Source organism: Nonomuraea sp. NPDC052129 (genome assembly GCF_040680095.1).
Classification (GTDB): Bacteria; Actinomycetota; Actinomycetes; order Streptosporangiales; family Streptosporangiaceae; genus Nonomuraea.
Window position 1 is genome coordinate 47,884 of sequence record NZ_JBFAVX010000031.1, and the last position, 25,947, is coordinate 73,830.

The window sequence follows — 25,947 nt, forward strand, 5'->3', positions numbered from 1 at the left end:
TTTCAGGCGGGTTCTCAGACTGATCGCCAACGCCCCACCTGGAAGGGAGAGCCTAATGACCCTCCGTACGAGGGCCGTCGCGCTGGCGGTAGCCGTGACACTCTCGCTCACTGGAGCGCTAATCGTAGGCCCCACCAGGGCAACGGCGGCAACCGGAGTCGAGGACGAGGGCGCCGACTGCGTGGTGACCGGCCTGCCCGACGCGGGATCCTTGCCGAGCAACTCCCGGCTCCCCGACCCTTTCAAGAAGCTGGACGGTACGCGCATCTCCGCCAAGTCCGACTGGCGGTGCCGACGGGAAGAGATCAAAAAGCTGGCGGAGAAATTCGTCTACGGCGAGAAGCCCGGAAAACCGGCAAGCGTCACGGGTACGGTCTCCAGAACCAGCATCACGGTGAACGTGAACCACAACGGTAAGAGCGCTGGTTTCTCGGCGAGCGTCTCATTGCCGAGTGGTTCCGGGCCCTTCCCGGCCGTCGTCGTCCTGGGCGGATTCGGCGCGGACACGGCCGCCATTACCGCGGCCGGCGCCGCCGTCATCAACTACGACCCCTACGCGGTCGGGCGAGAGGGCACGCCACGAAACAACAAACAGGGCGCCTTCTACAGCATCTACGGCTCCTCCAGCAGCACGGGGTTGTTACTCGCCTGGGCCTGGGGAGTGAGCCGAATCATCGACGTCATCGAGCAGTCGGATGGCAGCGTTCTCAAAGCGGACGCGACCGGCGTCACGGGCTGCTCGCGGTTCGGAAAGGGCGCCTTCGTGATCGGCGCCTTCGATCAGCGCATCGCTCTGACCATGCCGATCGAGTCGGGCAGCGCCGGTGTTCCCATCTTCCGCGGGATTCCCGGGGAAGGCGCCCAGAGTCTGAGCAGTGCCTATGGAGAGCAGCCGTGGCTGGGCGACGCGTTCGGCTCCTTCACCAGCGGTCCGGACCGGCTGCCGGTGGACACGCATGAAATGGTGGCCATGGTCGCGCCGCGCGGACTGTTCATCATGGACAACCCGCACATCGTCAATCTGGGTCCCCGATCCGCGAGCGTGGCGGCCTTGGGTGGGGCGGAGGTCTACAAGGCGCTCGGCGCGGGAAGCAACATCACCTACTGGTCCGACATTCAGGACGGCAACCACTGCGCCAACAGACCTGAATGGCGGTCCCCGTTGCAGCAGAACATCCAGAAGTTCCTGCTGAAGACGGGCAACGCTCCCGGCGCGATCAGGATCTCGGCCAAGGCGCTCGGCAATCTGTCCGATTGGCGGGACTGGCAGACGCCGAACCTCGGCGATTCCGGCGACACCACGCCGCCCACGGCCCCGGCCGGCCTGGCGGCCTCGGGATCCACCTCCACGGGCGCGAGCCTGACCTGGACGGCCGCCACGGACGACAACGGCGTTGCCGGCTACGATGTCCTGCGCGCGAGCGGCGCTACGTTCGTCCAGGTCGGCACCTCGACCACGACCTCGTACAGTGACACGGGCCTGACGCCGAGCACCACCTACCGCTACCAGGTCAGGGCACGGGACGCCGCGGGCAACGTCTCACCGGTCTCGAACACCGCGACAGTCACCACCCAGCCCGGCACGTCCACCGGAGCGTGTACGGCCGTTCCGACCGTACAGACCCAGTGGGCCACCGGGTACGTCGTCCAGCCGCTGACCATCACCAACACCGGCACCGCGACGATCACCGGATGGACGGTCACCTTTACGCTGCCGGCCGGGCACACGGTGACCGGCTCGTGGAACGGCACCCTCACCGTCAGCGGACAGACCGTGACCATCAGAAACGTCGCCCACAACGGCACCCTCGCCCCCGGAGCCGGCATCACCAGCGTCGGCTTCCAGGCGACCCGCCCGAACGGCAACACCGCACTTCCGTCCGGATACACCTGCGCCTGACAGCTGAGGGCCTACCTACGAGACAGCCGCGCTGCCAGGATCCGAGCGCGGGCGAGCTGGACATTGCGCGCCTGGCCGGCCGCGAACCCGGCCAGGAGCCATGGCGCCGTCAGGTCGAGCCGATCGCTCATCCGGGTACCGGTGCCATCCGGCTCAAGGTCGAAGCGGTAGGCCATGCGTATGCGTCCCGGGCTCCGCACCTCGCCGTGGACGGACAGGCCGTCGGTGTGCAGGGCCACGTCGATCGCGTTGTCGTACGTGAAGATCCGTAAAAATCGGAAGCGCTCGACGGCCCTGTACCGGATCACGTCGGGCTCCGAGCGGTCCACATCGCTGACGGCCACCACGAGGGGGGACAGACCGATGTAGCTCTCCGGCGTCGTCAGGTGCTCGAACACCTTCTCCGGTGTGGCGTCCACGTGGAATTCGTGGGTCAGCACGCTGCTCGACACCTGGCCTCCCGTACCTGCGAGTTCTGTCGAAGAATTGTGGTCAGATTTCTTACCGCCGGGAAGCGCGAAATGATCACGAACAGCGCCCTGAGATGATCAGCGTGATCACTGTCACCCTCGGCATCCCAGGAGCACCCTTGTCCAAGCGTCATGGCTTAACCCTGTCCGCGGCCCTCGCCGCGCTGTTCGTGTGCGTCGCCATCCCTGGAGCAGCGGCGGAACAGCAGACAGAGGATCCGACATATCCGGGGCCGATCTACAAGACGGTCACTGACAAGAGCGGACTGCTGTCCCTGCAGACCAACGGGCGGCCGGACGGAAAGGACATGGTCTTCCGGATCTCAGGGGCCGTCTACGCCAACATCGAGGGCAACGCCTACGACCCGCAGCTGCGCCATGGCCAGAAACTGTTCAACATCGAGGGCTACAACATCCGGCGGCTGTACCGGGTGCCCGGCACCACGCAGCTCTACCAGCTCTCCCGCGAGATCGTCTTCTACACCGACCCCACCGACCCCACGAAGATCCTGCGGGAGTGGAAGAACCCGATCGACCAGCGCACCTACCCCGTCGTCCCGATCAACAACGACACGGTGAACTTCGGCCCGTTCAACGTCACCTCCTCCTACGTCGGCCCGCCCCTGCGGCAGATGCACGACGAGACCGAGTGGACCAGCGACATTCCGGTGCGTACCGACTTCGGGGCCACGTTGGGCGAGCAGTTCGGCCTGGTGAACGGCGTCTACGCGGCCCAGGAGATGTTCGACTTCTACGTCGACGATCGCGAGGTCGCGGCCCGTACGGTCGCGGGCAGCATCCCCAAGGGCGCGATGGACACCAAGATCAGCTGGGCCAGGACGAGCCCGTGGGCGCCGTTCATGTGCCTGCCGGAGACCGGTGTTCGCGGCCAGCTCACCTACCACGCCCGCAGCTGGTCGCTGGATTCCTACCTGGACGTCGAGCCGTGGCTACGGGCGGAGATCGACGCCGCCTACCCGCTCTACAAGGCCGCTCCCATCGCGCCCGGCCCGAGCGAGAACTCCTGGGGCTCCTTCTACAACAAGCAGCTGGGCAAGGGCGCCACCACGTGGTCCGGCTGGTGCGCCGCCAACGGAAAGGGCTGACCTTCCGGGAGCCGCATTGCACTCTGGCAACAGCCCGGCACAGGGTGTCTGCGCCTTGGGTTCAATGCCCCAACAGCCTCACGGGACGGAATAGGCTCATGCGTGCAGTCGGGCCGGGGCGCAAGGTTAGGGGAACGGGTGAGCAAGTCCTTCGTACATCTGCACGTCCACACTGAATACAGCATGCTTGACGGGGCGGCGAAGATGAAGCCGCTGTTCAAGGAGGCCGCCCGCCTCGAGATGCCGGCGATCGCGATGTCCGATCACGGCAACATGTTCGGCGCGTACGAGTTCCAGAAGGTGGCCAAGGACAGCCCCGTCAAGCCCATCATCGGCATCGAGGCCTACGTGGCGCCGGAGAACCGGTTCGTGAAGAAGCCGGTCTTCTGGGGGTCGCGAGCCGAGACCGGTGTGGCGGACGGCGAAGGCGGCAAGGACGTCTCCGGCGGTGGCCGGTTCACCCACATGACCATGTGGGCCAAGGACGCGAACGGACTGCGCAATCTGTTCAAGTTGTCGTCCTTGGCCTCGTTCGAGGGCTACTACTCCAAGCCCCGGATGGACCAGGACCTGATCTCCCAATACGCCAACGGCATCATCGCCACCACCGGCTGCCCCTCCGGTGCGGTGCAGACCCGGATCCGGCTCGGCCAGTACGACGAGGCGGTCAGGGTCGCCGGCGAATACCAGGAGATCTTCGGCAAGGAGAACTACTTCCTGGAGCTGATGGACCACGGCATCGACATCGAGCGGGAGGTCCGGGCCGACCTGCTTCGGCTGGCCAAGCAGCTCGACATCCCGCTGCTGGTCACCAACGACAGCCACTATGTGACCGAGGACCAGGCCGACGCGCACGACAGCCTCCTGTGCGTCGGCGTGGGCAAGAACAAGGACGATCCCAACCGGTTCCGCTTCAACGGGTCGGGCTACTACCTCAAGAGCGCTGACGAGATGCGCCGGCTGTTCGCCGATCTGCCCGAAGCGTGTGACAACACGCTGCTCGTGGCCGAGATGGTCGGCGACTACAGCGACGTGTTCGCCTACGTGGACCGGATGCCCCAATACCCGGACGTCCCCGAGGGCGAGACGCAGGAGTCCTGGCTGCGCAAGGAGGTCGAACGCGGCCTGGAGATGCGTTACGGCACCCCGGTCCCCGCCGAGGTCGTGGAGCGGTACGAGACCGAGATGAAGGTCATCGGCCCGCTCGGCTTCTCCTCCTACTTCCTGGTCGTCGCCGACATCTGCAAGCACGCCCGCGACAACGGCATCGCGGTGGGCCCCGGCCGTGGTAGCGCCACCGGCTCGATCGTCGCCTACGCGACGCGCATCACCGAGCTCGACCCGTTGGAGCATGGCTTGCTGTTCGAGCGGTTCCTGAACCCCGAGCGCATCAGCCCGCCCGACATCGACCTCGACTTCGACGACCGCCAGCGCGACCGCATGGTCCAGTACGTGACCCAGAAGTACGGCAGCGAGGCCACCGCGCAGGTCAACACGTTCGGCACGATCAAGGCGAAGGCCGCCGTCAAGGACGCCTCCCGCATCCTCGGCTACCCGTTCGTGATGGGCGACAAGATCACCAAGGCGATGCCGCCGGACGTCATGGGCAAGGGCGTCCCGCTGGCGGACATGTTCAACGAGAGTCACCCCCGTTACATCGAAGGCGCCGAGATCCGCGCCCTGTACGACAACGACCAGGACGTGCGCAAGGTCATCGACACCGGCCGCGGCATCGAGGGCCTGATCCGCGGTACGGGTGTGCACGCGGCGGCGGTCATCCTGTCCTCGGCGCCCCTGCTGGACCTGATCCCCATGCACATGCGGGACAAGGACAAGGTGATCATCACCGGGTTCGACTACCCGAGCTGTGAAGACATGGGCCTGATCAAGATGGACTTCTTGGGCCTGCGCAACCTGGGCATCATCGACCACGCCATCAAGATCATCAAGCAGAACCGGGGCGTGGAGCTCGACACGCTGACGCTTCCCCTCGATGACAAGACCACGTACCAGCTGCTGGCCCGCGGCGACACCCTGGGCGTCTTCCAGCTCGACGGCGGCCCGATGCGGCAGCTGCTGCGGCTGATGGAGCCCACCCGGTTCGAGGACATCGCCGCAGTGCTCGCCCTCTACCGGCCGGGCCCGATGGCCGCCAACGCGCACACCAACTACGCGCACCGCAAGAACGCCCGCCAGGACATCGAGCCGATCCACCCCGAGCTCAAGGAAGCGCTCGAACCCATCCTCGGCCCCACCTTCCACCTGCTCGTCTACCAGGAGCAGATCATGGCCGTGGCCCGGGAGCTGGCCGGCTACACGCTGGGCGGCGCCGACCTGCTGCGCCGCGCCATGGGTAAGAAGAAGAAGGAGATCCTGGACGCCGAGTACGCCAACTTCCAGGCGGGCATGCGCGCCAACAAGTACAGCGACGAGGCGATCCAGGCGCTGTGGGACGTCATGCTGCCGTTCTCCGGATACGCCTTCAACAAGTCCCACACCGCCGGATACGGTCTGGTCGCTTACTGGACCGCCTACCTGAAGGCCAACTACCCCGCCGAGTACATGGCCGCCCTGCTCACCTCCGTGGGTGACGACAAGGACAAGGCCGGTGTCTACCTCGCCGAATGCCGCAAGATGGGCATCCAGGTCCTGCCGCCGGACGTGAACGACAGTCAGCTCGACTTCGTCGCCGTCGGTGACACCCAGGTGCGGTTCGGCATGGGCGCCGTCCGTAACGTCGGGGAGAACGTGGTGGAGGGCATCGTCAAGGCCCGCGCCGAGAAGGGCCGCTACGAGCACTTCAACGACTTCCTCAGCAAGGTGCCGTTGACGGCCTGCAACAAGCGAGTCATCGAATCGCTGATCAAGGCGGGCGCGTTCGACTCGCTCGACCACCAGCGCAAGGCCCTGCTCATGGTGCACGAGCAGGCGGTCGATTCGGTCATCGACATCAAGAAGAACGAGGCCCACGGCCAGGACTCCCTGTTCGGCGGCCCGAGCGACGACGAGGGCGAGGCGGCGTTCTCCGTCCAGATCCCCGACATGGAGTGGGACAAGAAGACGCTGCTGGACTTCGAGCGGGAGATGCTCGGCCTGTACGTGTCGGACCATCCGCTGGCGGGCACGGAGCGGCTGCTGGCCCGCAACCGCGACACCACCATCGCCGAACTCCTCGAAAGCGGCCGTGACGACCGCGGCGACGTACGCGTGTGCGGCCTCATCACCAAGGTCGACAAGCGGGTCAACAAGGCCGGCAACGTGTGGGCGATCGTCACGGTCGAGGACATGGACGCGGCCATCGAGTGCCTGTTCTTCCCCAAGAGCTACGAGCTGTACGCCCCGGAGCTACGCGGCGACGTCGTGGTGTCGGTCGGCGGCCAGATCAACAACCGGGACGGCGCCATCAGCGTCTTCGCGCAAGATCTCACCCCGCTCGACGTGTCCGGCATCACCAGCGATTCCGGGCATCCCGTCACCATCCAGGTTCGCGAGGAACGTCTCACGCAGCAAACCGTGGAAGAGCTCCGTAACGTGCTGAAGCTGCACCAGGGCAGCGTGCCACTGCGGATCAACGTGCAGCGGCTGAGTGGGAAGACCCTGGTGTGCGCTCTGCCGGAGTTCTCGGTCAACGCCGAGCCCAGCTTCGCTGCGGACGTGAAGCAGCTGTTCGGGCCGGAAGCCATCATGCTGTGACCCAACGGCGGATCGAGGTCGTCTCGACCGCGGAGCCGCCCACGTGCCCGCGCTGCCAAGGCGAAGCGCTGCTGTCGGCGCGGGTACCGTACGGCTGGGCCAACGCCGGCGGAGGGTGGGTGCACGGCCGTACCGGGGTCGTGCTCTGCCCTGCCTGCGATGAGGACACGCCGCACGCGGCGCCGCTGATCACGTGGTTCCACGTCCACGGCAAGGCTGATCATGGGGACGCGGAGCTCGCGCGGCTGCTGGCGGCGTGGGCTCAGAACGTGTCGGTGTCCCGCTTGGACGAGCAGGCGCTGGAGGCCGAGATAGGGCGGTGGCGGCGCGGCGACCTGTAGCCGCGCGGGCTCGCCGCCCGTCGCTGTCGTGCCATGGGTGGGGCGACTCTTCTCTCGCTTACTTGCACATATATCGTTGTTGCGAGTTATGTGCATTAGCGACCGTAGAGGAGCCAGACATGGGGGACTACACCCTTCCGGACATGCCCTACGACTACGCGGCACTGGAGCCCGCGATCACCGGGGAGATCCTGGAGTTGCACCACGCCAAGCACCACGCCGCCTACGTCAAGGGCGCCAACGACACCCTGGAGAAGCTGGCAGAGGCCCGAGACAAGGGTGAGTTCGGCGGTCTGGTCGGCTTGGAGAAGACCTTCGCCTTCAATCTGTCCGGCCACGTGCTGCACACGATCTTCTGGCAGAACCTGTCCCCGGACGGCGGCGACCGCCCCGACGGCGAGTTGGGCGCGGCCATCGACGAGCACTTCGGCTCCTTCGACGCCTTCGCCAAGCAGCTCACCACGGCCACCGCGACCGTGCAGGGCTCGGGCTGGGGCGTGCTGGCCTGGGAGCCGCTGGGGCGTCGGCTGGTGGTCGAGCAGGTCTACGACCACCACGGTAACGTCGGCATGAACACCACTCCGCTGCTGGTCTTCGACGCCTGGGAGCACGCGTACTACCTGCAGTACCGCAACGTGCGCCCGGACTACGTCGAGAAGCTCTGGGACCTGATCAACTGGACCGACGTCATCTCCCGTTTCGCAATCGCTCGCTTCGAAGCCGTCCGCGGTGCCTGACCTATGACCGCGGCGCCTGCCCGCCAGCTTGGTCCAGCGAGCCGGGCGGGCGCCGCCTGCGCTCGGGATCGCCGTGGTCTCGGGCGGTGACGGCAGGCCCAGAATGAAAGAATCACCTCATGGCAGAAGGTATATCGACATTTCAGGCCACCACGGATGATGGAGACGTGGTGGGGGAGATCCACGCGGAGTCCTGGAAGGTGGCCTACGAAGGCTTCTTCGACCCGGAGTACTTCGCCGAAGCCGTACGGAGCCGGCGCGAGAAGTGGCACGCCACGCTCGCGGACGGGCAAAGCACCATCCTGCTCGCCGCGCTGGCCGGACGACCACTGACCTTCTCCTACTTCGGTCCCTCGCCGACGAGGCCAGGCGATGCGGAGATCTTCGGCTTCTACAGCCACCCGGACGGGTGGGGCACCGGCAGCGCGGGCGCCCTGATCGCCGCCTCCTTGACCAGGCTGCGCGAGGACGGCTTCAGCGGGGTACATCTGTGGACGCTGCGCGACACACCCCAGTCACGCCGCTTCTACGCCAAGAGCGGCTTCACCGAGTCAGGTGCGGCCCGCAAGCATGATTTCGGTGACGGCAATCCGATCGAGCAGGTCGAGTACGAGCTGAGCTTCCGCTGATCCCGTAGGCGGTCTCCGAAGGGCGGCGGCGGACGCTTGTCGGCGTCCTTGCCGATCACGGCTCTCTGCGGGCGATGTCGCGCAGTGCGGCGGCGAGCCGGTCCACATCGTCGGTGGAGGTGAACAGGGCCGGGGTGACGCGTACGGCGGCGCCGCCGGTGATCCCGGTGCGGGCGACGGTGAAGATCCGGTGCCGGGTCATGAGCTCGTCGGCGATGGCCTGGTTGTCGGCCTCAGAGGTACGGCGGCGCAGTCGCATGGCGGTGATGGCGCCGTACATGTCGGGCTCGTCCGGCGTGAGGATCTGCACGGTCGGGAGGTCGCGCAGCTGGTGGACCCAGCGATCGCGCAGGAAGCGCAGCCGGGCCTGCTTGGCCTCGGCCCCGAGGGCGTCGTGGAAGTCCAGGGCGGTGTCGGCGGTGAGGAAGGGGGCGACGTTCATGGTGCCGGAGTGCACGCGGGAGCGGATGTCGGTGGCCGGATAGGTCTCGTCGGCGTAGAGGGGGTCGATGTCGGCCAGGCGCTGGGCACGGATGTAGAGGAATCCGGCCCCCAGCGGTACGTTCATCCACTTGTGCAGGGAGAAGGCGGCGAAGTCGGCGTCGAAGTCGGGCAGGGTGAAGTCGAGTTGCCCCCAGGAGTGGGCGGCGTCGACGATGACGTCGACGCCATGCCGGCGGGCCATGGCGACGATCTGGCGCACCGGAGTGACCAGGCCGGTGCGGTTGTTCATGTGGCTGAGCAGCAGCAGTCTCACCTTCGGGTGCTCACGTAGCGCGCGTTCGTAGACCTCCAGCACCGCCTCACGGGTGGCAGGCTCGGGGATGACGATTCGCGCCAGGTGGACGCCGCGCCGGGCTTGGAGCCAGTTCATCGCGTACTGGGCGCTGTGGTAGTCCAGGTCGGCGTACATGATGCCGTCGCCCGGGCGCAGGCGGCGGTAGCCGGAGATCAGGCTCTGCAGCGCCTCGGTGCCGCCTCGGGTCAGTGCGATCTCGTCCCTGGTGACGCCGAGCAGCGTGGCGATGCGGTCGCGGATCTGGTCGGCTCGCGGCTTGTACGCGGTGCGCAGCAGGTGCGAGCTGCGCTCGTTGAGCTGGTCGATGTTGCATTGGTACGCCAGCCGGACCGGCTCGGGCATGATGCCGTAGTAGCCGTTCTCCAGGTTGACGAAGTCGGCGCTCACCTGGAACTGGCGGGCGACGGCGGCCCAGAAACCCTCGTCCTGGGCCAGCTGCTCAGGGGTCAGACCGCCGCCGGGCACGGTCAGCGCCTTCGCCGGGGCCGGGCGGGCCACGGCCGGGGCTGAAGGTGTCACGGCTGCGGCTGGGCGGGCCACGGCCGGGACTGAGGGCGTCACGGTTGGGCGGGGCGCGGCGCCGGCGGCCAGCGCGCCGAGCCCGGCGAGGATCCGGCGTCGGGACAGGGTCATGAGGGACTCCACCTGATAACAGCGCGATTCACGCGAGGCGCGAATGTCCACCGTAAATCGCGGTACGGGATAAATGGCCGTACGGTAGGACGCTCTTTCCCCCATGTCGATGAGCGGGCCATCGACGCGCCCGCGAAACCGGATGACGGCACGAGCTTTACCGGAAGCATTGCTATTGCGGGGCGCGTCCGGCTGCCTTTCGGGCACTATCACCGGTGATGCTTGCGACACGAACGCTCCGTTCGCGCCGACCGGCCGCCCGCGACGCCGGCCGGCTGCTGACGCATGCGGTGTTCGCGATCGCCTTGGTCCTCAGTGTGGTGTTCGCCCATGGCGGCGCGTGCGCGGCCGTGGAACTGTCGGAACCCGTCGCTCACAGCGCTCAACTGGCCGGCGGAGGGGTCTCTGCGCTCGCTCACGGCACTCATTCGGCGGCCGGAGGGGTCTCTCCGGTCACGCACGGCGTCCGCTGCCTGCATCGTGACCTGCCCGTGGGCCATGTACACGGAACCGAGCAGGACCGCTCGGCCACCAACCCCACCGGCGCGCCGCCCGTGCCGGCCGGGTCGGCAGTGGAGCTGCCCCGCCCGGCGGCACAGCAGACCGCCCAGGCCCCTTCGTCGTCGGCCGATATCGGCCGGGGGGTCAGGCCCGATCAGGAAAGCGTGATGCGCGTATAGGCCAGGACTGCGTCTGATTTCGTCGTCCATTGCCCGCCCAAGTTCGCGGCCATATCGCCGTGCCGTGAACTTCGCGTATTCTTCGGGGATTTTATCCATGTCATCACCAGCAATGTTCGCGCGCCCGCAAGAGTTTTCGCCGGCCGCCCATTCCACTCTGTCGCTCACCGTCGGCAATACGCCGCTGGCGTTCATTTCCGAGCCGTTCGTACCGGGGGGAGGGGGATTCTGGGGCAAGCTCGAAGGCTTCAACCCGGGCGGCATCAAGGACCGGCCCGCCCTGCACATGGTGCGCCAGGCCAGAGCCCGAGGAGAGCTCGCACCGGGTGCGACGATCATCGAATCGACCAGCGGCACCCTGGGGCTCGGCCTGGCCCTGGCCGGCATCGTGTTCGGCCACCCGGTCGTGTTGGTGGGCGACGTCGGCATGGAGCCGTTGATGTGCCGGCTCCTGACCTCCTACGGCGTCCGCCTGGAGATCGTCACCGAACCGCACCCGGTCGGCGGCTGGCAGCAGGCCCGCCGGGAGCGGGTACATCGCCTGCTCGCCGACATCCCCGGCTCCTACTGTCCCGACCAGTACAACAACCCCGACAACGTCGACGCCTACGCCGGGCTCGCCCACGAACTGCTGGCCCAGCTGCCGCACATCGACGTGCTGGTGTGCTCGGTCGGCACCGGCGGGCACAGCGCGGGCATTTCCAAGGTGCTGCGCCGTCACTTCCCGCACATGAGACTGATCGGCGTCGACACGGTCGGCTCAACCATCTTCGGCCAGCCCGCCCGGCCCCGGCTGATGCGCGGCCTGGGCTCCAGCATCCACCCGCGCAACGTCGCCTACGACGCCTTCAGCGAGGTGCACTGGGTCAGCGCCGCCGAAGCGGTCTGGGCGTGCCGCGCCCTGGCCGCCCGGCACTACATCTCGGGCGGCTGGAGCACCGGCGCGGTCACCCTGGTGGCCCGCTGGCTGGCGCGTACCACCCCCGGCCAGACCATCGTCGCGATCTTCCCCGACGGGCCCTGGCGATACTGGAACACCATCTTCGACGACGAGTACTGCCAGCGGCACGGCCTGCTCGACACGACTCCGGCAGAGGAGCCGGACCTTCTGCCGGCGCCGAGCGAGCGGGAGGTGCACCGATGGGCGCGTTGCGCCCAGGTGATGGACCCGCTGGCAGGAACGCGATGAGCGGCACGCTGCGGCAGTTCCGCTCCTTCGACCGGCCGATCCAGCTGCTGCAGATCAACCAGCTGGGCATCAACCTCGGCTTCTACATGCTCATGCCCTATCTCGCCCAGCACCTGTCGGCCGCCGCGGGGCTGGCGGCCTGGACCATCGGGCTGGTCCTGGGTCTGCGGAACTTCAGCCAGCAGGGCATGTTCCTGATCGGCGGCACCCTGGCCGACCGGCTCGGCTACAAGCCGATGATCATGGCCGGGTGCGCGCTGCGTACAGTCGGGTTCGCGCTGTTCGGGCTGACCACCTCGCTGCCCTGGCTCCTCGCGGCGGCCGCCGTCACCGGCTTCGCCGGGGCGCTGTTCAACCCGGCGGCCCGCGCCTACCTGGCCGTCGAGGCCGGCGAGCGCAAGGTGGCGGCATTCGCCGTGTTCAACGTGTTCTACCAGGCGGGCATCCTGCTCGGCCCGCTGGCCGGCATCGCCCTGATGAGCGTCGGCTTTCCGGCCGTATGCCTGTCCGCGGCGGCGATCTTCGCGGTGCTGACCGTCCTGCAAGGCGCGTGCCTTCCGGCCCGGCGCCCGCCGGGGGCAGAGCACCAGCCGGTGCTGCGCGAGTGGCGCGCGGCGTTCGGGAACCGGGCGTTCGTCTCCTTCGCTACGGCGATGATCGCCTCGTACGCGCTGTCGTACCAGATGTACCTGGCCCTGCCGCTGCAGGTGCAGCGCTTCGGCGGCGGCCAGGCAGGGGTGATGGCGCTGTACGCCCTCTCCGCGCTGCTCGGCATCGCCGGGCAGGTGCACCTGACCACCTGGTGTGCGGCGCGCTGGAGTCGCGGGCAGGCGATCAGCCGCGGTCTGGCGCTCATGGGCCTCGCCTTCCTGCCACCGGCCGCGGCGGCGCACCTGCCGCTGGCGCCGGTGTGGGCGATGCTGCCCGTGCTCGCCTGCACTCTTCTGCTCACCGTCGGCACGCTGATGGCCTTTCCCTTCGAGATGGCCACCATCGCCGACATGGCGGGAGATCGGCTGATCGGCACCTACTACGGGATCTACAACCTGGCCTCGGGTGTGGGCATCCTGGCCGGCAACCTGGTCGCCGGCGCCCTGCTCGACGCGGCTCGTACGACGCGGCTGGCCGCTCTGCCCTGGCTGCTGCTGGCCGTCGCCGGGCTCGCCTCCGCGGCCGCCGTCAGACGGCTGGACCGGCGCGACCGGCTCACCCCCGTCGGCCGGGTGGCCACCGCCACCTGACCAGCGGCATCTTAAACCAGGGAAGCGAGGGCGCGGACGGCGATGCCGATCCCGACGAGCAGGACGAGTGCGGCGGTGATCGTCGCCGTGAACGGGCGCAGTCTGTTCAGCCGGTTCGTCAGGGTGAGGTCGGCCAGGCGGCGTACGGCGAGGGCCGCGGCGAGCAGGGTCAGGGCCATGCCCAGCCCGTAACAGACGACCGTGACGATCCCGAACGCCGTCCGCCCGAGCGCCATCGCTCCCAGCAGCACCACCAGGGCCGACGGACTCGGCACCAGCCCGCCCGCGACCCCCAACCCGACCACACCCCGCCCCGACGGAACGAAATGCCCGTGCCCGTGCCCGTGCCCGTGCCCGTGCCCGTGCCCGTGCGCCTGCGTTCCGCGCGCGTGCTCGTGCCCGTGCGCATGCTGGCTCGCGGGTCGTACGACGGCCGAGTGGAGCAGGGCGGTGCCGATCGCCGCGATGAGCAGCCCGCTGATCACCCCGAGCCAGCCCAGCACCGTCTCCCCGGCGATCGAGGCGGAGACCGACAGCAGCACGCCCAGCACGATCACCCCGGCCGTGTGCGTCAGCGTCACCGTCGCGGCCACGGCGAACGCGTCACGCACGCGGCCGTCACGCCCGGCCAGGTACGCGGCCATGACGGTCTTGCCGTGGCCGGGCAGCGCGGCATGGACGGCACCCAGGACCAGCGACACGAGCAGGGCCAGCAGCCCGAGCGGGACCGTCAGCCGGTCGGCCCCGACCAGGCTGTTGAGGCGGTCGGCCAGCAGCCCGGTGTAGCGGGTGAGCACGTCCGCACCGGGCACGCGGGCCGGTGCCCCGAGGCCGCCACTGCCCGGCTCCACCGTGAAGCGGGCCTGACGGACGTCGAGCGGGGAACTGAGCAGGTCCACCGGGTACGCGTGCAGCTCACCGGACACGCTGCGGGTGGGCACGCTGGACGAGCTGAGCCGGACACCGGAGCCGGACGCCGTGATCTCCCTCCAGCCCACGGCCTCGCCACGGTACGGGTTGGCGAAGGTCAGAGTGAGCGGCCGGTCGACGTGTAGCGGGGCGGCCAGGCGGCAGGTGAGCCTGCTGGTAGGCAGCCCGGCGGCCCCAGGGCGGTAGGCGAAGGACGCGCTGGTGACCCGCCAAGCCAGTGGCCGTTCCCCGGCCTGTCCGCGCACCGCGCCGGCCAGCTCCCCACAGGCGCGCGCCGCGTAGGCGTCGGGCGGCCCAGAGGCGCCCTGGCGCTGCTGCAAGGTGGGGATCTCGGCGCTGTCGATGATCGCCGTGTCCTCGATCCGGTCGAGGAACACGCTCAGGCCGTCGTAGTGGTTGACGCTCAGATTCCCCAGCGGATGCGCGGCCAGGATCACGGCAGCGGCGACAAAGCCGATCACGCCGCGCCGCCCAGCGCCACGCGGGCCTTTGCCGGGCCGTCCGGTGAGAAGTACGGGTTGATGGACAGCGCCCTGGTCAGCTCGGCGTGAGCGGAAGCGGTCCGGCCGAGGGCGCGGGAGATCTCCCCTCGGTGGTAGGCGAACAGCGCGTTCCGCCCGCCGAGCCGGTCGGCGTAAGCGGCATACCGGGCGGCCTCGGCGTGGCGCCCGGCCCGGTGCAGGGCCCAGCCGAGCGCGTCGGCCACGTCCACGCTGTGCCGCCGCCCCCACTCCGCCCGCAGCTCCCGCACGGCGACGGCCGGTGAGCCGTGGTCCGCTTCGTACCGGCCGACGGCGAGGGAGTCCGTTACGCCGTTCGCCGCCTGCAGCTTGACCTGCGCGCGAAACACCGCGTACATCCGCCGAGCCTCGGCCTGGTCCCCGAGGTGCTGGAGCAGTTCGCCGTACTCCACGACGAAGGAGGGACTACGCGTGACGGCGTCGGCGTAGTCACGTCGCGCGTCGGCGAGGCGCCCGAGCGCGGCCTCGGCGCGGGCCTTGCTGGCCAGGGAGGGGGCGTGGGAGGGGTCGGCGGCCAGCGCCTCGGTGTAGGCGGACAGGGCAGCGCGCGGGTCGCCGTCGCTCCAGGCGAGCTCCCCGAGCTGCCACACGCAGAAGGCGTAGTCGGCGGGGTCGGAGGCGATGTCGCGGGCCCGTTCCAGGGCCTCGCGCGCACGGGCGCTCTGCCCGCGCAGGTGGAACAGGTGCGCGGCGCGGGTGAAGGAGACCAGGTCCGGACGGCCGTCCAGCAGGTGGCGGAGCACCCGGTCGGCCTTGACGTACTGGCCGAGCTCCACGTACGCGTCGGTGAGCACGGCGTACAGCGGCCATCGGTACGGCGCGGCAGTGCGCGCCCGCGTGCCCCAGCGCAGCGCGAGGGCGAAGTCGTGGCGGGCGTTGGCCAGGGCGCCCATCCCGATCACGGCGTCGATGTGCGGCAGGGAGCGCTGGAACGCCCCCTGCGCCTTGCCGTAGAAGGCCGGGTCGCCGGTGCGGCGGGCCTGCTCCAGGTACGCACCGCCGAGGTCGGCCCAGGTCCGCGTGTCGCCGGGATGGCGGCGCAGGTGGTCCTGGGCCTGATCGATGAACGCGGCCGGTTCGTACGCCGTTCGCCGCGGAGGGGTGGGCGGCGTTTCGTCCCGGCGCAGCCAGGCGCCGGGGGCGAACCAGGCCAGGAGGGCGCAGCCCAGGAGCACGCAGCCCAGCAGCGGTAGCGCTTTCCGTACGCGTCTCATCAGTCCTCGGTCAGTCAGAACGAGCTGTCGGTCTAGTGCACCGGCAGGGCGACGTACGGGAAGTTGCCGGTGATGGGTGCGGTGAGGAAGACCGGGTTGTTCTCGTCGATCAGATTGGGCGCGCCCGGTGCCGCCGGTTCGCCCAGGAGCATCCGGAGATTGACGGTGACCACGTCGTCGGTGAGGCGGCGGCCGTTGGGATAGCCCTGCTTGTCGCCTTTGAGGTAGCCGTACTTGTGCGGTTTGGCGGTGACGGGGGTGCTCATGTTGAGCCGCAACTGCTCCGTAGGCGTGAAGCCGGAGGCATCCCGGTTGAGCAGTTGCGAGTTGAGGTCCTCCTTCAGCGGGCCGCCCCGCTTGGTGGTCAGGCCGGTGAGGTAGATCTCCTCCAGGTCCGCGCGCGGCGGGGCCGGCGCCTTGACCCCGGCCTGCCGCTCGACGGTTCTGGCCTGCTCCGGGTCCCGGGTGGACTCGACCACCAGGCCGCTGCCGGCGTCGTCCTGCGGACGCATGCCGTTGAAGCGGTCACGGGAGGCGAACGGGATGAGCACCTCGTTGAAGTTGGGGTTGCCCAGCCGTGACAGCTGCTTGTATTCGCCGTTCAAGGACTTGCGGGCGGCCGTGGTCCAGACGCCGACGACCGGGTTGGCCGTGGAGTCGCCGCCCAGGGCCAGCTCGGACTTGGGGACCTGGATGGCGAGCGAGTCGACGTTCATCGGCACGCCGGTGGCGAGCGGCGGGAACGGTATGCCGAATCTGAGCAGGTTCACCGCCTTGTTGTCGCTGAAGAAGGGATCGGCGGCCTGTCCGGTGAAGACCTTCCCGCCGCCGGGCAGGTCGATCACGGCCTTTTGGCGCAGTCTCTGGTAGCCGGGCGTGATCAGGATGCCCATGTCGGACGGGCCGACGTAGCCATCCCTGATCAGGGTCTGGTCGGGCTGGCCCGGCCGCAGCTTGGTCAGCGTGAAGCTCTGCTCCACCAGGGATTCGGGTCCGGCCTTCTGGCGTTCGCGCCGCAGCAACGAGGGCACCGGGAGCCCTTTGTTGCGGAAGGTCCAGCGGTAGGTGATGGCCGCCTTGCCGCTGCCGGTGTTGTCGATGTGCAGGTCGTATTGGACGTTGGTGTCGAACTGGTAGGGCTTGTACGGGATCTGGAAGGGGATGTAATTCGCGACGATGGTCACCGTGTCGGGCTTGTCCGGGCTGGTGAAGGCGTACAGGTCGCTGGCGTCTATGACCTTGTCCTTGAACGTCCCCGGGGCGTCCCAATGGCTGGTCGCCGTGACGGCGTCCATGGCCGGGCCGAGCAGCACGGCGCCGGTCAGTACGGCGGTGGAGGCGGCGGCGGCCATGAGCCACGGCCGTCTGCCGATGAGGTTCAGCATCATGTCCCTCGCTTCGCGGATGGTCTCGTACGCGGTTCCGGCCGGTCCGCGGCGACGAAGGGGGGTTCTCCGTCGCCGCGGGTGCCGGACTGTTACGTCACACGTACTGGACGACCGCGTCGAGGTTGGCGAGGTACTCGCCCGCGTTCAGGGTGATGCCGGTGATGTCCTTGACCGTGGTGCTGAGGTACGGGCTGACGTAGAACGGCCAGTACTTCGGCCCGACGCCGCCCTCCAGCGGGCGGGGCGTGGCCACGGTCGGCAGGAACTCGTGCAGCTTGTACGTCGCCACGAGCTGCTCGCCCTGCTCGACCCCGTCGATCGTCACCTCGGCGTGAGTGCCGTCAGCGCGCAGGCGGATGTCGTGGATCGTCACCTTGTGGCCGCTCTTGACGTCGTTGAGGGTGAAGCCGCCCGGGTAGTACACGCCGTTGCAGGGGTCGATGTGGTCCTGCTGCCAGCCGATCGGCATGTAGACGCCCTTGTTGCCGGGCTTGGCCTCGATCGGGTCGACTCCTTCCACCTTGACGCCCCGGTCATTGAGCAGTTGGACGACCTTCGGCCCGAAATCGAAGTTGGCGTGCCCCTTCGGGCCGAAGTACGGCAGCTTGAAGCAGACGGCGCTGAGCTTGTCCACGGGCGGACCGCCGGGGACGGCGGGTTGCGGGGGGAAGGGATTGGCGGCCGCGGACAGGGCCGGTGCTGCCAGGAAGATCGCGGCGACGAGTGCGGCGGTTCGAGCGACGAGAGGGAGAGCGCGCATGCTGTGCACCTTTCATCGTGCGGAGGGCTGTCTGGCCTTCTACCAGGCCAGATGCACACACAGTAAGCGATCTACTACGCACGGTAAAGGGCTTGTAAAGAGAAACCTTCCTCGGGGGCATTAGCCACCAAATAGCATCAAAGGCTCATGATCCGCTGACGCTGAACGGCGCGAACCACTGGCTGATCACCCGCACCTTTCCGGACGACGGAGGGATGACGGCGACGTAAATGGCCCCGCTCTTCATGGTGACCTTGGATTTGTAGAACGTGTCGCGGCTCAGCGCCTTCCAACCGGCCTGTGACAGCCCCAATTGCGCGGCGCCGGGACGGGCGGTGAAGATGTCCAGTTCGCGCATGCCGTACCAGACCACGGCACCGCCGGTCGATGTCTTAAGGGCGAAGATCTCCGGTGCGAGTTGCGGCTGGTATTTGAGATTCCACTGGCCCTGTGCCTTTTGCCGGTCGCTCCGCAGGCTCGCCACGAGTTTGGTGGTGTAATCCCCGGCCGCGAACAGCTGCTTGGCGTCCGCGTCCGCGCCGAGTGTGCTCATCAGGCGCGCGTGCGTCGTGGCCGCCTGCCGGGGTGAGACGGCGAGGCCGCCGCGCTCGTCCACGTTCAGCGCGGTGGCGTAGCCGTTGTCGTCCTTGGCGATGGCGGGTGGCTGTGCCGCGGAGGCGGAGACCACCCGCCACCCTTCGGTGGTCTGCTGGAAGATGAGTTGCGTCCAGTTCGACCCGGTTTTGTACTCGGCCAGGAACCAGTCGCCACTCGCCGGGATCGCGAACCGGGTCTTGGTGGCCCCGGCGCGGCCTCTCCTGCGCTCGCCGAGCAGCGTGTCCATCCGGGCGTCGGCGTTGGTCAGTTGCAGCGAGAGCCCGGCTTCCGCGGCCTCCCAGCCCTTGCCCTTCGAACTCGCCTGCTTGGCCACCCGCTCGTACCCGTCGAAAATGCGCTTGGCCTCGTCCGGGGAGACCGACGCGCCGGCCGGCAGCGGATTCGCGGTCGCGCCGCCCGTGAACGCCGGTGCTGCCGGTTCGCCGCCGCCATTACACGCGGCGACACCGGAAAGCGCGAGGACAATGGCCGAATAGCGGATCCTCATGGCAAGTCTCCGGAAAGTCGATTGCCACGAAGTACGTAGTGACCCCCGATCCAGGTTCACCGCTATTCCCAATCGGCAAGTTCACCGGGAATTGCCGCGCGGATTCGGCGAACTACGCCGGGCGAACGTGGGCAGCAGCCCCCGGGGCATGAAGAGGACGACGAGGATGAGGACGAGCGCGTAGACCGCGTACGACAGCACGCTCGGCGCGTACGTCGGCATCCCCGGCAGGTTCGCGACCCGGTCCAGCCCCTGCACGAGCAGCGTGATCGCGGTGGCCCCGACGACGGCTCCCCAGATCGTGCCAAGGCCACCCACGACGGCCATGACGATGTACTGGATCGAGATGAGCACCGGGAACGACCCCGGTGCGACGTACCCGGTGTAGAAGCAGTAGATGCCACCCGCCAGACCGGCGAAGCCGGCCGACAGCGCGAACACGACGAGCTTGTAGCGGCCGACCGGGATCCCGGCTGAGGCGGCGGCGGTCTCGCTGGTGGCCAGGGCGCGCAGGGCCCGGCCGGGCCGGGAGGCGATCACGTTGTGCGTCACGAGCATCACCAGGGCCAGGCCCGCCCACGTCAGATAGGCGTACGCGGACGCGCTCTCCGCTTCGACCGAGCCGATGCCGAACCGGGGGATGGCCTGCAGCCCGATGTCGCCGCCGGTGAAGTCCAGCTGCCCGGCCAGGGAGAGCAGGATCAGCTGCATGGCCAGGGTGGCGAAGGCCAGGTGGTGGCCGCGCAGCCGCAGCAGCGGCGTACCGATCACGAGGGCGAACGCCGCCGCCGCGACGGGCGCGGCGATCAGCCCGGCCAGAGGAGGGACGCCGTTCAGCGAGAGCAGGGCGGCGGTGTAGGCGCCGATGGCGTAGAAGGCGCCCTGGCCCAGGGAGACCTGCCCGGCGTACCCCATGAGCAGGGAGACCCCGACCGTGACCATGGCCGCCAGGCCGAGCAGGATGTACACGGCCAGCGAGCTGTCGTCGAGCACGGCGGGCAGGACGAGCGTGACGGCGGCGATCAGCAGCCCGGCGGCCGCCCGCTTCACACCGTCTCCTGGTGAATCGTCGATCGGCGGCTCGCCTGTACGACCATGACGACGAGCATGAGACCCAGAGCGACCTCCAGCTGGTGAGACCCGTAGCCGTACCCCGCCGCCATCGTCTCGGCGACGCCGAGCAGCAGCGCGCCGCCGAGCGCGACGCCGGGACGGGTGAGCGCGCCGAACACGGCGGCGGCGAAGCCGTTGACGATGAGCGTGACGTCGGTGTCGAACGAGATGGGCCGCAGCGGCGTGACCAGCACTCCGGCGATGCCGCCGAGCAGCCCGCCCAGGGCGAAGGCCAGCAGGCCCATCAGCCGGGTGTCGATGCCGATGACGCGGGCGGCGAAGGGGTTGGAGGCGCACGCGGTCAGCGCCTTGCCCAGGTAGGTACGGCCGAAGAACAGGACGAGCAGGACGAACGTCGCCGTGGTGACGGCGATGACGAGCAGGTGCTGGGTCTGGACGTGGGCCCCGGCGATGGTCACCGAGCCGGCCAGGCCGGGGGCCGAGCGCGGCTGGTCACCCCACAGGACGATCTCGACGGCGTACGCGAGGACGCCCACGCCGAGCGTGACGATGAGCGACGACAGCGGGGTGGTGTCCCGTTTGCCGGTGGCGGCCAGGCCGGTCAGCAGGCCCGCGAGCGCGGCGACCAGGACGGCGGCCACCTCGCTGACCCCGTGGGGGACCCCGAGCCCGAGCAGTGAGGAGGTGCAGAGCCCGGCGACGACGGCGAAGGTGCCCTGGGCGAAGTTGACCACCCCGGTGACCCGGTAGATGGTGACCAGCCCGCTGGCGATGAGCGCGATCGCGCACCCGACGGCCAGGCCGTTGAGCAGGTAACCGATGAACGCGCTCATGTGATCGCCCCGCCCAGGTACGCGCCGGCCACGCGCGGGTCGTCGGCCAGCTCGGCGCACTCGCCCTCGGCCACCACCCGGGCTCCTTCCAGGACATAGGCCCGCTGGCACAGCTCGAAGGCCAGCCGCGCGTTCTGCTCGATGAGCAGCACCGTCAGCCCATGCGTACGGTTGAGCTCGACCAGGTGTTCCGCCAGCTTGGCGGTGGGCAGGGGAGCGAGCCCCAGCGACAGCTCGTCGACCACGAGCACGTCGGGCCGCGCCATCAGGGCCTGGCCGAAGGCCACCATCTGCTGTTCGCCGCCCGACAGCACGCCCGCCCGCCTGCCGGACAGCTCGGCCAGCTGAGGCAGCAGCTGGTAGACGAACGACGGGTCGCGCTGCCGGGAGCGCCAGCCGCCGAGGGCGAGATTATCGGCGACCGACAAATCCGGAAACACTTGGCGGCCCTCGGGGATGAGCGCCAGCCGACCATCGATCCGCACGGTCCCGGAGGCCGGAGTGAGCAGGCCCGCGAGAGTGTTGGCCAGCGTCGACTTGCCTGCGCCGTTCGGGCCGAGCAGCGCGACCATCTCGCCGCGCCGTACCGAGAGCGTGACGTGATCGAGCGCGGTGGCCGCGCCGTACGAGACGACCAGGTCGCGGACGTCGATCATGAAGCCTGTCCGAGATAGGCGGCGAGTACGAGCGGGTCCGTGCGCACCTCGGCGGGGGAGCCGTCCGCGATGACCCGGCCGAGGTCGAGGACCACGACGCGGTCGGCGAGCCGGGTCACGAAGGCGACGTCGTGCTCGATGAGCAGGATGGTCAGCCCGCCCGCGCGCAGCTCCTCGACCAGGGCGGCGAGCCGTTCGCGCTCGCCGCCGCGCAGCCCGGACGCGGGCTCGTCGAGCAGCAGCAGCCGGGGTCGCGCGCACAGGGCGCGGGCCAGCTGCAGCGCGCGCTGCTGGCCGATCGGGAGCTGGTCGGCGGGCCGGTCCGCCCACTCGGCCAGGCCCACCCGGTCGAGGGCGAGGTCCGCCTCGCGGGCGATCTCCCGCTCGTCGGCGCGATGCCGTGGCAGCCGCAGCGCCGCCGAGACGAACCCGGCCCGGGTACGGCTGTGCGTCCCGACCATGACGTTCTCCCTGACCGTCATGCCGCGGAACACCCGGGCACCCTGGAAGACGATGGACATGCCCAGCCGGGCCCGGCTGTGGGGCGCCAGCCGTTCTACCCGGAGCCCGAGGAAGGCGATCTCGCCGCGGTCGGCGAGCAGGTGGCCGGTGATGAGGTTGAACAGCGTGGACTTGCCCGCGCCGTTGGGCCCGATGATCCCGCACACCTCGCCGTCCGCGACGCTCAACGTGACGTCGTCGACGGCGTAGACGCCTCCGAAGGAGCGTGATATCCCGGTGACCGCCAGCACCGCTACTCCGCGGCCACGGTCTTGGCGAGCTGCGCCTTGGCCCACGGCGTGGTGATGAACTGGCCGTTCTTCACGGTGTTGACCGAGATGTACTCGGGGGAGAGCCCGGAATGGTCGGTGGGGGAGTAACGGAAGCGGCCGTTCGGGGTGACCAGGTCCATGGTCTCCAGCGCCTGCTGGATCTTGGCCTTGTCGGTGCCGCCCGCCTTCTTGATCGCCTCGAACAGCAGCAGGCTGGCGCTGTAGCCGTCCTGCGCGAACTGCGGCGGCGGATAGCCGTACTTCTGCTGGTACGGCTTGGCCATCTGCTCGATGACCTGCTTCTGCTTGCCGTCGGGTAACTGCTCGCCCACCACGCCGATGGCGCTCTGCACGGTCATCCCCTCGGCCGCCGCGCCCATCGGCTCCAGCCAGAGCTTGCTGGCCTGGGAGGCGGTCAGGAACAGCGGCACCTTCAGCCCCGCGGCGGCGTACTGCTTGGCGGCGGTGACGCCGGGCGCGCCGGAGCCCCAGAAGACCAGCGCCTCGGCCGCGGAGCCGCGTACATGGGTGAAGAGCGGGCTGAAGTCGGAGGTCGTGGTCTCGTACGGTTCGTCCACGGCGATCTTGACGCCGTACTTCGGGGCGAGCGAGACCATGGCCTTGTGCCCGGACACGGAGTAGGCGCTCTTGGAGTCGTAGGCGACCGCGACCGTCTTGAGGCCGGTGGCCTGGAGGTACTGCAGGTAGCGCTCGGCGTACATGCTGGACAGCGCGGGGGTGACGAAGACGTACGACTTGATCGGCTCGACCTGCTCCTGGGCGGGTGCCAGCGACAGGTAGGGCATCTTGTCGCGCTGCGCCAGGGGCTCGATCGCCAGTGCCGAGTTGGAGAAGACCGGGCCGATCAGTGCGTCGATCTCGCCCTTGATCTGGTTGTAGGCCACGATGCCCTGGTCCGGCGCGGTCTTGTCGTCGCGGGCGACGAGCTCCACCTTGCGGTTCAGCAGGCCGCCGCCGTTGTTGATCTGCTCGACGGCCAGCTCGACGGCTTTCTTGTCCTCGCTGCCGAGCGGGGTGTAGTTGCCGGTCAGCGAGACGATGAGGCCCACTTTGATCGGGTCTGCAGCGCCGGAACCGCCGCCGCCACCGCTGCCGCACGCGGCCGTGGCGAGAACGAGACAGGCCAGGGACGGGAGAAACCTGTGCATCAGGACCTCCAGGACCGCGAATGTGGCCCTGAATGTAGGCAGGGCCTTTACGCCTGTCAATAGAGTGCCCAACATTGTGATCAGGTGGACGTTGGGCAGAATAGTGACAGTCGTTGCGCGGTGGCCTAACTTTGGGCGTACTACGTACGCTCAGAGAAGGTGATCCACATGCGCACCTCCCCACCTTTCCGCGCGGACCATGTCGGCAGCCTGCTCCGGCCACCCGCCCTGCTCAGCGCCCGTGAGAGTCTTACCGGCGAGGCGCTGCGCGAGGTGGAGGACGAGGCGATCCGCGAGGTCGTGCGCAGGCAGGAGGAGCTGGGCCTGCAGGCGGCGACCGATGGAGAGTTCCGCCGGGCCTCCTGGCACATGGACTTCATCTACCAGCTCGGCGGCATCGGCCAGGCCACCGGCGAGCACATCACGGTCCGCTTCCACAACGAGCAGGGCGACCTCGAGTACACCCCGGCGGCGATGCGGGTGCACGACAAGATCAGGCTGACCGAGCCGATCTTCGCCGACCACTTCACGTTCCTGCGCGACACCGTGACCACGGCGGTGCCCAAGCTGACCATCCCCTCGCCCAGCATGGTCCACTACCGGGGCGGTCCCGCCTCCATCGACCCGGACGTCTATCCTGACGTCGAGGAGTTCTGGAGCGACCTCAGCGCCGCCTACGCCGAGCAGGTACGCAAGATCGGCGAGCTGGGCTGCACCTACCTGCAGTTCGACGACACCAGCCTGGCCTACCTGAACGACCCGGCGCAGCGGGCCGAGCTCGCCGAACGCGGCGACGACGCCGAGCACATGCACCTGCGCTACATCAAGCAGATCAACATCGCGCTCGCGGCCAAGCCCGAGGGCATGGCGATCACCACGCACATGTGCCGCGGCAACTTCCGCTCCTCCTGGGCGGCCTCCGGGGCCTACGACTTCGTGGCCGAGGCGCTGTTCGGCGAGCTGGCGGTGGACGGGTTCTTCCTGGAGTTCGACGACGAGCGCTCGGGCGGCTTCGAACCCCTGCGCTACGTACCGCCGGGCAAGATGGTGGTGCTCGGCCTGGTCACCACCAAACACGGCGAGCTGGAGTCCAAGGACGTGCTCAAGCGGCGCATTGACGAGGCCGCCAAGTTCATCGACCTGGACCAGCTCTGCCTGTCCCCGCAGTGCGGCTTCTCCTCCACCGTCGAGGGCAACGTGCTCGACGCCGACCAGCAGTTCGCCAAGCTGGCCCTGATCGCCGAGACCGCGCGGGAGGTGTGGGGCTAGGAAACCCCGGTCAGGCGCGGACGGCGCAGAGGAGGCGGTTGTTGCCGCGCTGCCAGAGCGTGCCGACCTCGGCGAAGCCCGCCGCCCGCAGAGCCTCGACGTGCTGCGACAGCAGACCGGACTCGGTGCCGCTGTGGTTCGCGCCCGCGGTCGTGCGAGCGGTACGGGCGTCGTTGAGCTCGGCGAAGGCGGGCTCGGCGGCGATCGCATCCCACCACTGCCGCCAGTCCTCGGGCCGATCGTCGGCGAACACCCGGTCGGTGTGGCGGTCGTGGACGGCGCGTTCGAGCCGGGCGATGGCCGGAGTGTTGGCGTCGTCGGAGTCGAAGTGGTCGCCGTTGAGGAGCAGCCCGCCCGGCCGCAGCACGGAGACCAGATCGGCGTACAACTTCCGGAGCTCCGGCACGGCGAGCCAGTGCAGCGCGGTGGTGCTCACCGCGACGTCGGCCGGGCGGTCCAGGGACAGCGAGTCTGTCCAGCCAGGTGTACGCAGGTCGAGGTCGACGAAGCCAAGGCGCGGGTACGCGGCCCGGCCGAGGCCGAGCAGCAGCGGGTCGGCGTCGACCGGGATCACCGTGGCCTTGGGCAGCCGCTCCAGGAGGCGGGCGGACAGCGAGCCCGGCCCGCAGCCCAGGTCGATGACCAGCGGGTCCGGGCGGCCCAGCGCCTCGACGGCGTCGATCAACGCGGTGAAGCGCTCCTCGCGGTCGGGTAGGTAGCCCTCCTGCTGCCGGTCCCAGCGCGCGATCCAGTCGAGTGCGATCTCGTGAGTGAGCACGTCGTCTCCTTGTGACCCTCGTTTAAGCTTTAGACAGTCACAAGCTAAAGCATAGGATG

23 protein-coding genes are annotated in these 25,947 nt (G+C 68.8%); 10 read left to right on the forward strand and 13 right to left on the reverse strand.

Going from position 1 to position 25,947, the window contains the following annotated elements:
* The first annotated feature begins 55 nt into the window (after window positions 1-55).
* Window positions 56-1,900 (forward strand): cellulose binding domain-containing protein, encoded by a 1,845-nt coding sequence (locus AB0L53_RS44505; protein ID WP_364008257.1) that lies wholly within the window; start codon window positions 56-58, stop codon window positions 1,898-1,900.
* Window positions 1,901-1,911: 11 nt separating this feature from the next.
* Here AB0L53_RS44505 and AB0L53_RS44510 read toward each other — a convergent pair whose 3' ends face one another.
* The gene (locus AB0L53_RS44510; protein WP_364008259.1) at window positions 1,912-2,352 is read right to left on the reverse strand and encodes an SRPBCC family protein; all 441 of its coding nucleotides are present in this window, start codon (window positions 2,350-2,352) and stop codon (window positions 1,912-1,914) included.
* Between the two features lie 137 nt (window positions 2,353-2,489).
* Between AB0L53_RS44510 and AB0L53_RS44515 the strand changes: the two genes are divergently transcribed.
* The 5 genes from AB0L53_RS44515 (at window position 2,490) to AB0L53_RS44535 (ending at window position 8,876) form a co-directional block, all read left to right on the forward strand.
* The gene (locus AB0L53_RS44515; protein WP_364008261.1) at window positions 2,490-3,476 is read left to right on the forward strand and encodes a DUF1838 family protein; all 987 of its coding nucleotides are present in this window, start codon (window positions 2,490-2,492) and stop codon (window positions 3,474-3,476) included.
* A 138-nt stretch (window positions 3,477-3,614) separates the two neighbouring features.
* Window positions 3,615-7,169, forward strand: coding sequence for a DNA polymerase III subunit alpha (dnaE, locus tag AB0L53_RS44520; protein WP_364008264.1), 3,555 nt, complete (start codon window positions 3,615-3,617; stop codon window positions 7,167-7,169).
* A complete protein-coding gene (locus AB0L53_RS44525) occupies window positions 7,166-7,510 on the forward strand; it encodes a DUF6300 family protein (protein ID WP_364008267.1) in 345 nt (114 codons plus the stop codon). The genes dnaE and AB0L53_RS44525 overlap by 4 nt, the downstream gene beginning before the upstream one ends.
* Window positions 7,511-7,629: 119 nt before the next feature.
* Window positions 7,630-8,247, forward strand: coding sequence for a superoxide dismutase (locus tag AB0L53_RS44530; protein WP_364008270.1), 618 nt, complete (start codon window positions 7,630-7,632; stop codon window positions 8,245-8,247).
* Window positions 8,248-8,417: 170 nt separating this feature from the next.
* Window positions 8,418-8,876 carry a GNAT family N-acetyltransferase gene (locus AB0L53_RS44535; RefSeq protein WP_364008272.1) on the forward strand — a complete coding sequence of 153 codons (459 nt, stop codon included), beginning with the start codon at window positions 8,418-8,420 and terminating at the stop codon, window positions 8,874-8,876.
* Window positions 8,877-8,931: 55 nt separating this feature from the next.
* Here AB0L53_RS44535 and AB0L53_RS44540 read toward each other — a convergent pair whose 3' ends face one another.
* Window positions 8,932-10,308, reverse strand: a complete 1,377-nt coding sequence (locus AB0L53_RS44540) for an aminotransferase class V-fold PLP-dependent enzyme (protein ID WP_364008275.1) — start codon at window positions 10,306-10,308, stop codon at window positions 8,932-8,934.
* Window positions 10,309-10,526: 218 nt separating this feature from the next.
* Between AB0L53_RS44540 and AB0L53_RS44545 the strand changes: the two genes are divergently transcribed.
* The 3 genes from AB0L53_RS44545 to AB0L53_RS44555 all read left to right on the forward strand — a co-directional run bounded on the left by AB0L53_RS44545 (window position 10,527) and on the right by AB0L53_RS44555 (window position 13,418).
* The gene (locus AB0L53_RS44545) at window positions 10,527-10,988 is read left to right on the forward strand and encodes a hypothetical protein (RefSeq protein ID WP_364008278.1); all 462 of its coding nucleotides are present in this window, start codon (window positions 10,527-10,529) and stop codon (window positions 10,986-10,988) included.
* 97 nt (window positions 10,989-11,085) lie between these two features.
* A complete protein-coding gene (locus AB0L53_RS44550) occupies window positions 11,086-12,177 on the forward strand; it encodes a PLP-dependent cysteine synthase family protein (RefSeq protein ID WP_364008281.1) in 1,092 nt (363 codons plus the stop codon).
* Entirely contained in the window at window positions 12,174-13,418 is a 1,245-nt protein-coding gene (locus AB0L53_RS44555) for an MFS transporter (RefSeq protein WP_364008284.1), read from the forward strand. Before AB0L53_RS44550 ends, AB0L53_RS44555 begins: the two co-directional genes overlap by 4 nt.
* An 11-nt stretch (window positions 13,419-13,429) precedes the next feature.
* On the opposite strand, the gene AB0L53_RS44560 is transcribed toward AB0L53_RS44555, so the two are convergent.
* The 10 genes from AB0L53_RS44560 to AB0L53_RS44605 form a co-directional block, all read right to left on the reverse strand.
* Window positions 13,430-14,809 carry a High-affinity nickel-transporter gene (locus AB0L53_RS44560; RefSeq protein WP_364008287.1) on the reverse strand — a complete coding sequence of 460 codons (1,380 nt, stop codon included), beginning with the start codon at window positions 14,807-14,809 and terminating at the stop codon, window positions 13,430-13,432.
* Window positions 14,806-16,083 carry a hypothetical protein gene (locus AB0L53_RS44565; RefSeq protein ID WP_364008290.1) on the reverse strand — a complete coding sequence of 426 codons (1,278 nt, stop codon included), beginning with the start codon at window positions 16,081-16,083 and terminating at the stop codon, window positions 14,806-14,808. Before AB0L53_RS44565 ends, AB0L53_RS44560 begins: the two co-directional genes overlap by 4 nt.
* 32 nt (window positions 16,084-16,115) lie before the next feature.
* Window positions 16,116-17,471 carry a DUF4331 domain-containing protein gene (locus AB0L53_RS44570; protein WP_364008293.1) on the reverse strand — a complete coding sequence of 452 codons (1,356 nt, stop codon included), beginning with the start codon at window positions 17,469-17,471 and terminating at the stop codon, window positions 16,116-16,118.
* A gap of 94 nt (window positions 17,472-17,565) precedes the next feature.
* Window positions 17,566-18,231: a hypothetical protein gene (locus tag AB0L53_RS44575; protein ID WP_364008296.1), complete on the reverse strand. Its 666-nt coding sequence runs from the start codon at window positions 18,229-18,231 to the stop codon at window positions 17,566-17,568.
* Between the two features lie 145 nt (window positions 18,232-18,376).
* A complete protein-coding gene (locus AB0L53_RS44580) occupies window positions 18,377-19,336 on the reverse strand; it encodes a hypothetical protein (RefSeq protein WP_364008299.1) in 960 nt (319 codons plus the stop codon).
* Window positions 19,337-19,417: 81 nt separating this feature from the next.
* Complete coding sequence (locus tag AB0L53_RS44585) at window positions 19,418-20,386, reverse strand: branched-chain amino acid ABC transporter permease (protein ID WP_364008302.1); 969 nt, start codon at window positions 20,384-20,386, stop codon at window positions 19,418-19,420.
* The gene (locus AB0L53_RS44590) at window positions 20,383-21,243 is read right to left on the reverse strand and encodes a branched-chain amino acid ABC transporter permease (protein ID WP_364008305.1); all 861 of its coding nucleotides are present in this window, start codon (window positions 21,241-21,243) and stop codon (window positions 20,383-20,385) included. The genes AB0L53_RS44585 and AB0L53_RS44590 overlap by 4 nt, the downstream gene beginning before the upstream one ends.
* The gene (locus AB0L53_RS44595; RefSeq protein ID WP_364008308.1) at window positions 21,240-21,899 is read right to left on the reverse strand and encodes an ABC transporter ATP-binding protein; all 660 of its coding nucleotides are present in this window, start codon (window positions 21,897-21,899) and stop codon (window positions 21,240-21,242) included. The genes AB0L53_RS44590 and AB0L53_RS44595 overlap by 4 nt, the downstream gene beginning before the upstream one ends.
* On the reverse strand, window positions 21,896-22,651 hold the full coding sequence (locus AB0L53_RS44600) for an ABC transporter ATP-binding protein (RefSeq protein ID WP_364008311.1): 756 nt from the start codon (window positions 22,649-22,651) through the stop codon (window positions 21,896-21,898). The genes AB0L53_RS44595 and AB0L53_RS44600 overlap by 4 nt, the downstream gene beginning before the upstream one ends.
* 2 nt (window positions 22,652-22,653) lie before the next feature.
* A complete protein-coding gene (locus AB0L53_RS44605; protein WP_364008314.1) occupies window positions 22,654-23,841 on the reverse strand; it encodes an ABC transporter substrate-binding protein in 1,188 nt (395 codons plus the stop codon).
* Between the two features lie 168 nt (window positions 23,842-24,009).
* Between AB0L53_RS44605 and AB0L53_RS44610 the strand changes: the two genes are divergently transcribed.
* Window positions 24,010-25,110: a 5-methyltetrahydropteroyltriglutamate--homocysteine S-methyltransferase gene (locus tag AB0L53_RS44610; RefSeq protein ID WP_364008317.1), complete on the forward strand. Its 1,101-nt coding sequence runs from the start codon at window positions 24,010-24,012 to the stop codon at window positions 25,108-25,110.
* Between the two features lie 10 nt (window positions 25,111-25,120).
* Here the strand turns inward: AB0L53_RS44610 and AB0L53_RS44615 are convergent, their stop codons facing one another.
* Entirely contained in the window at window positions 25,121-25,888 is a 768-nt protein-coding gene (locus AB0L53_RS44615) for a class I SAM-dependent methyltransferase (RefSeq protein ID WP_364008320.1), read from the reverse strand.
* Window positions 25,889-25,947 lie beyond the last annotated feature (59 nt).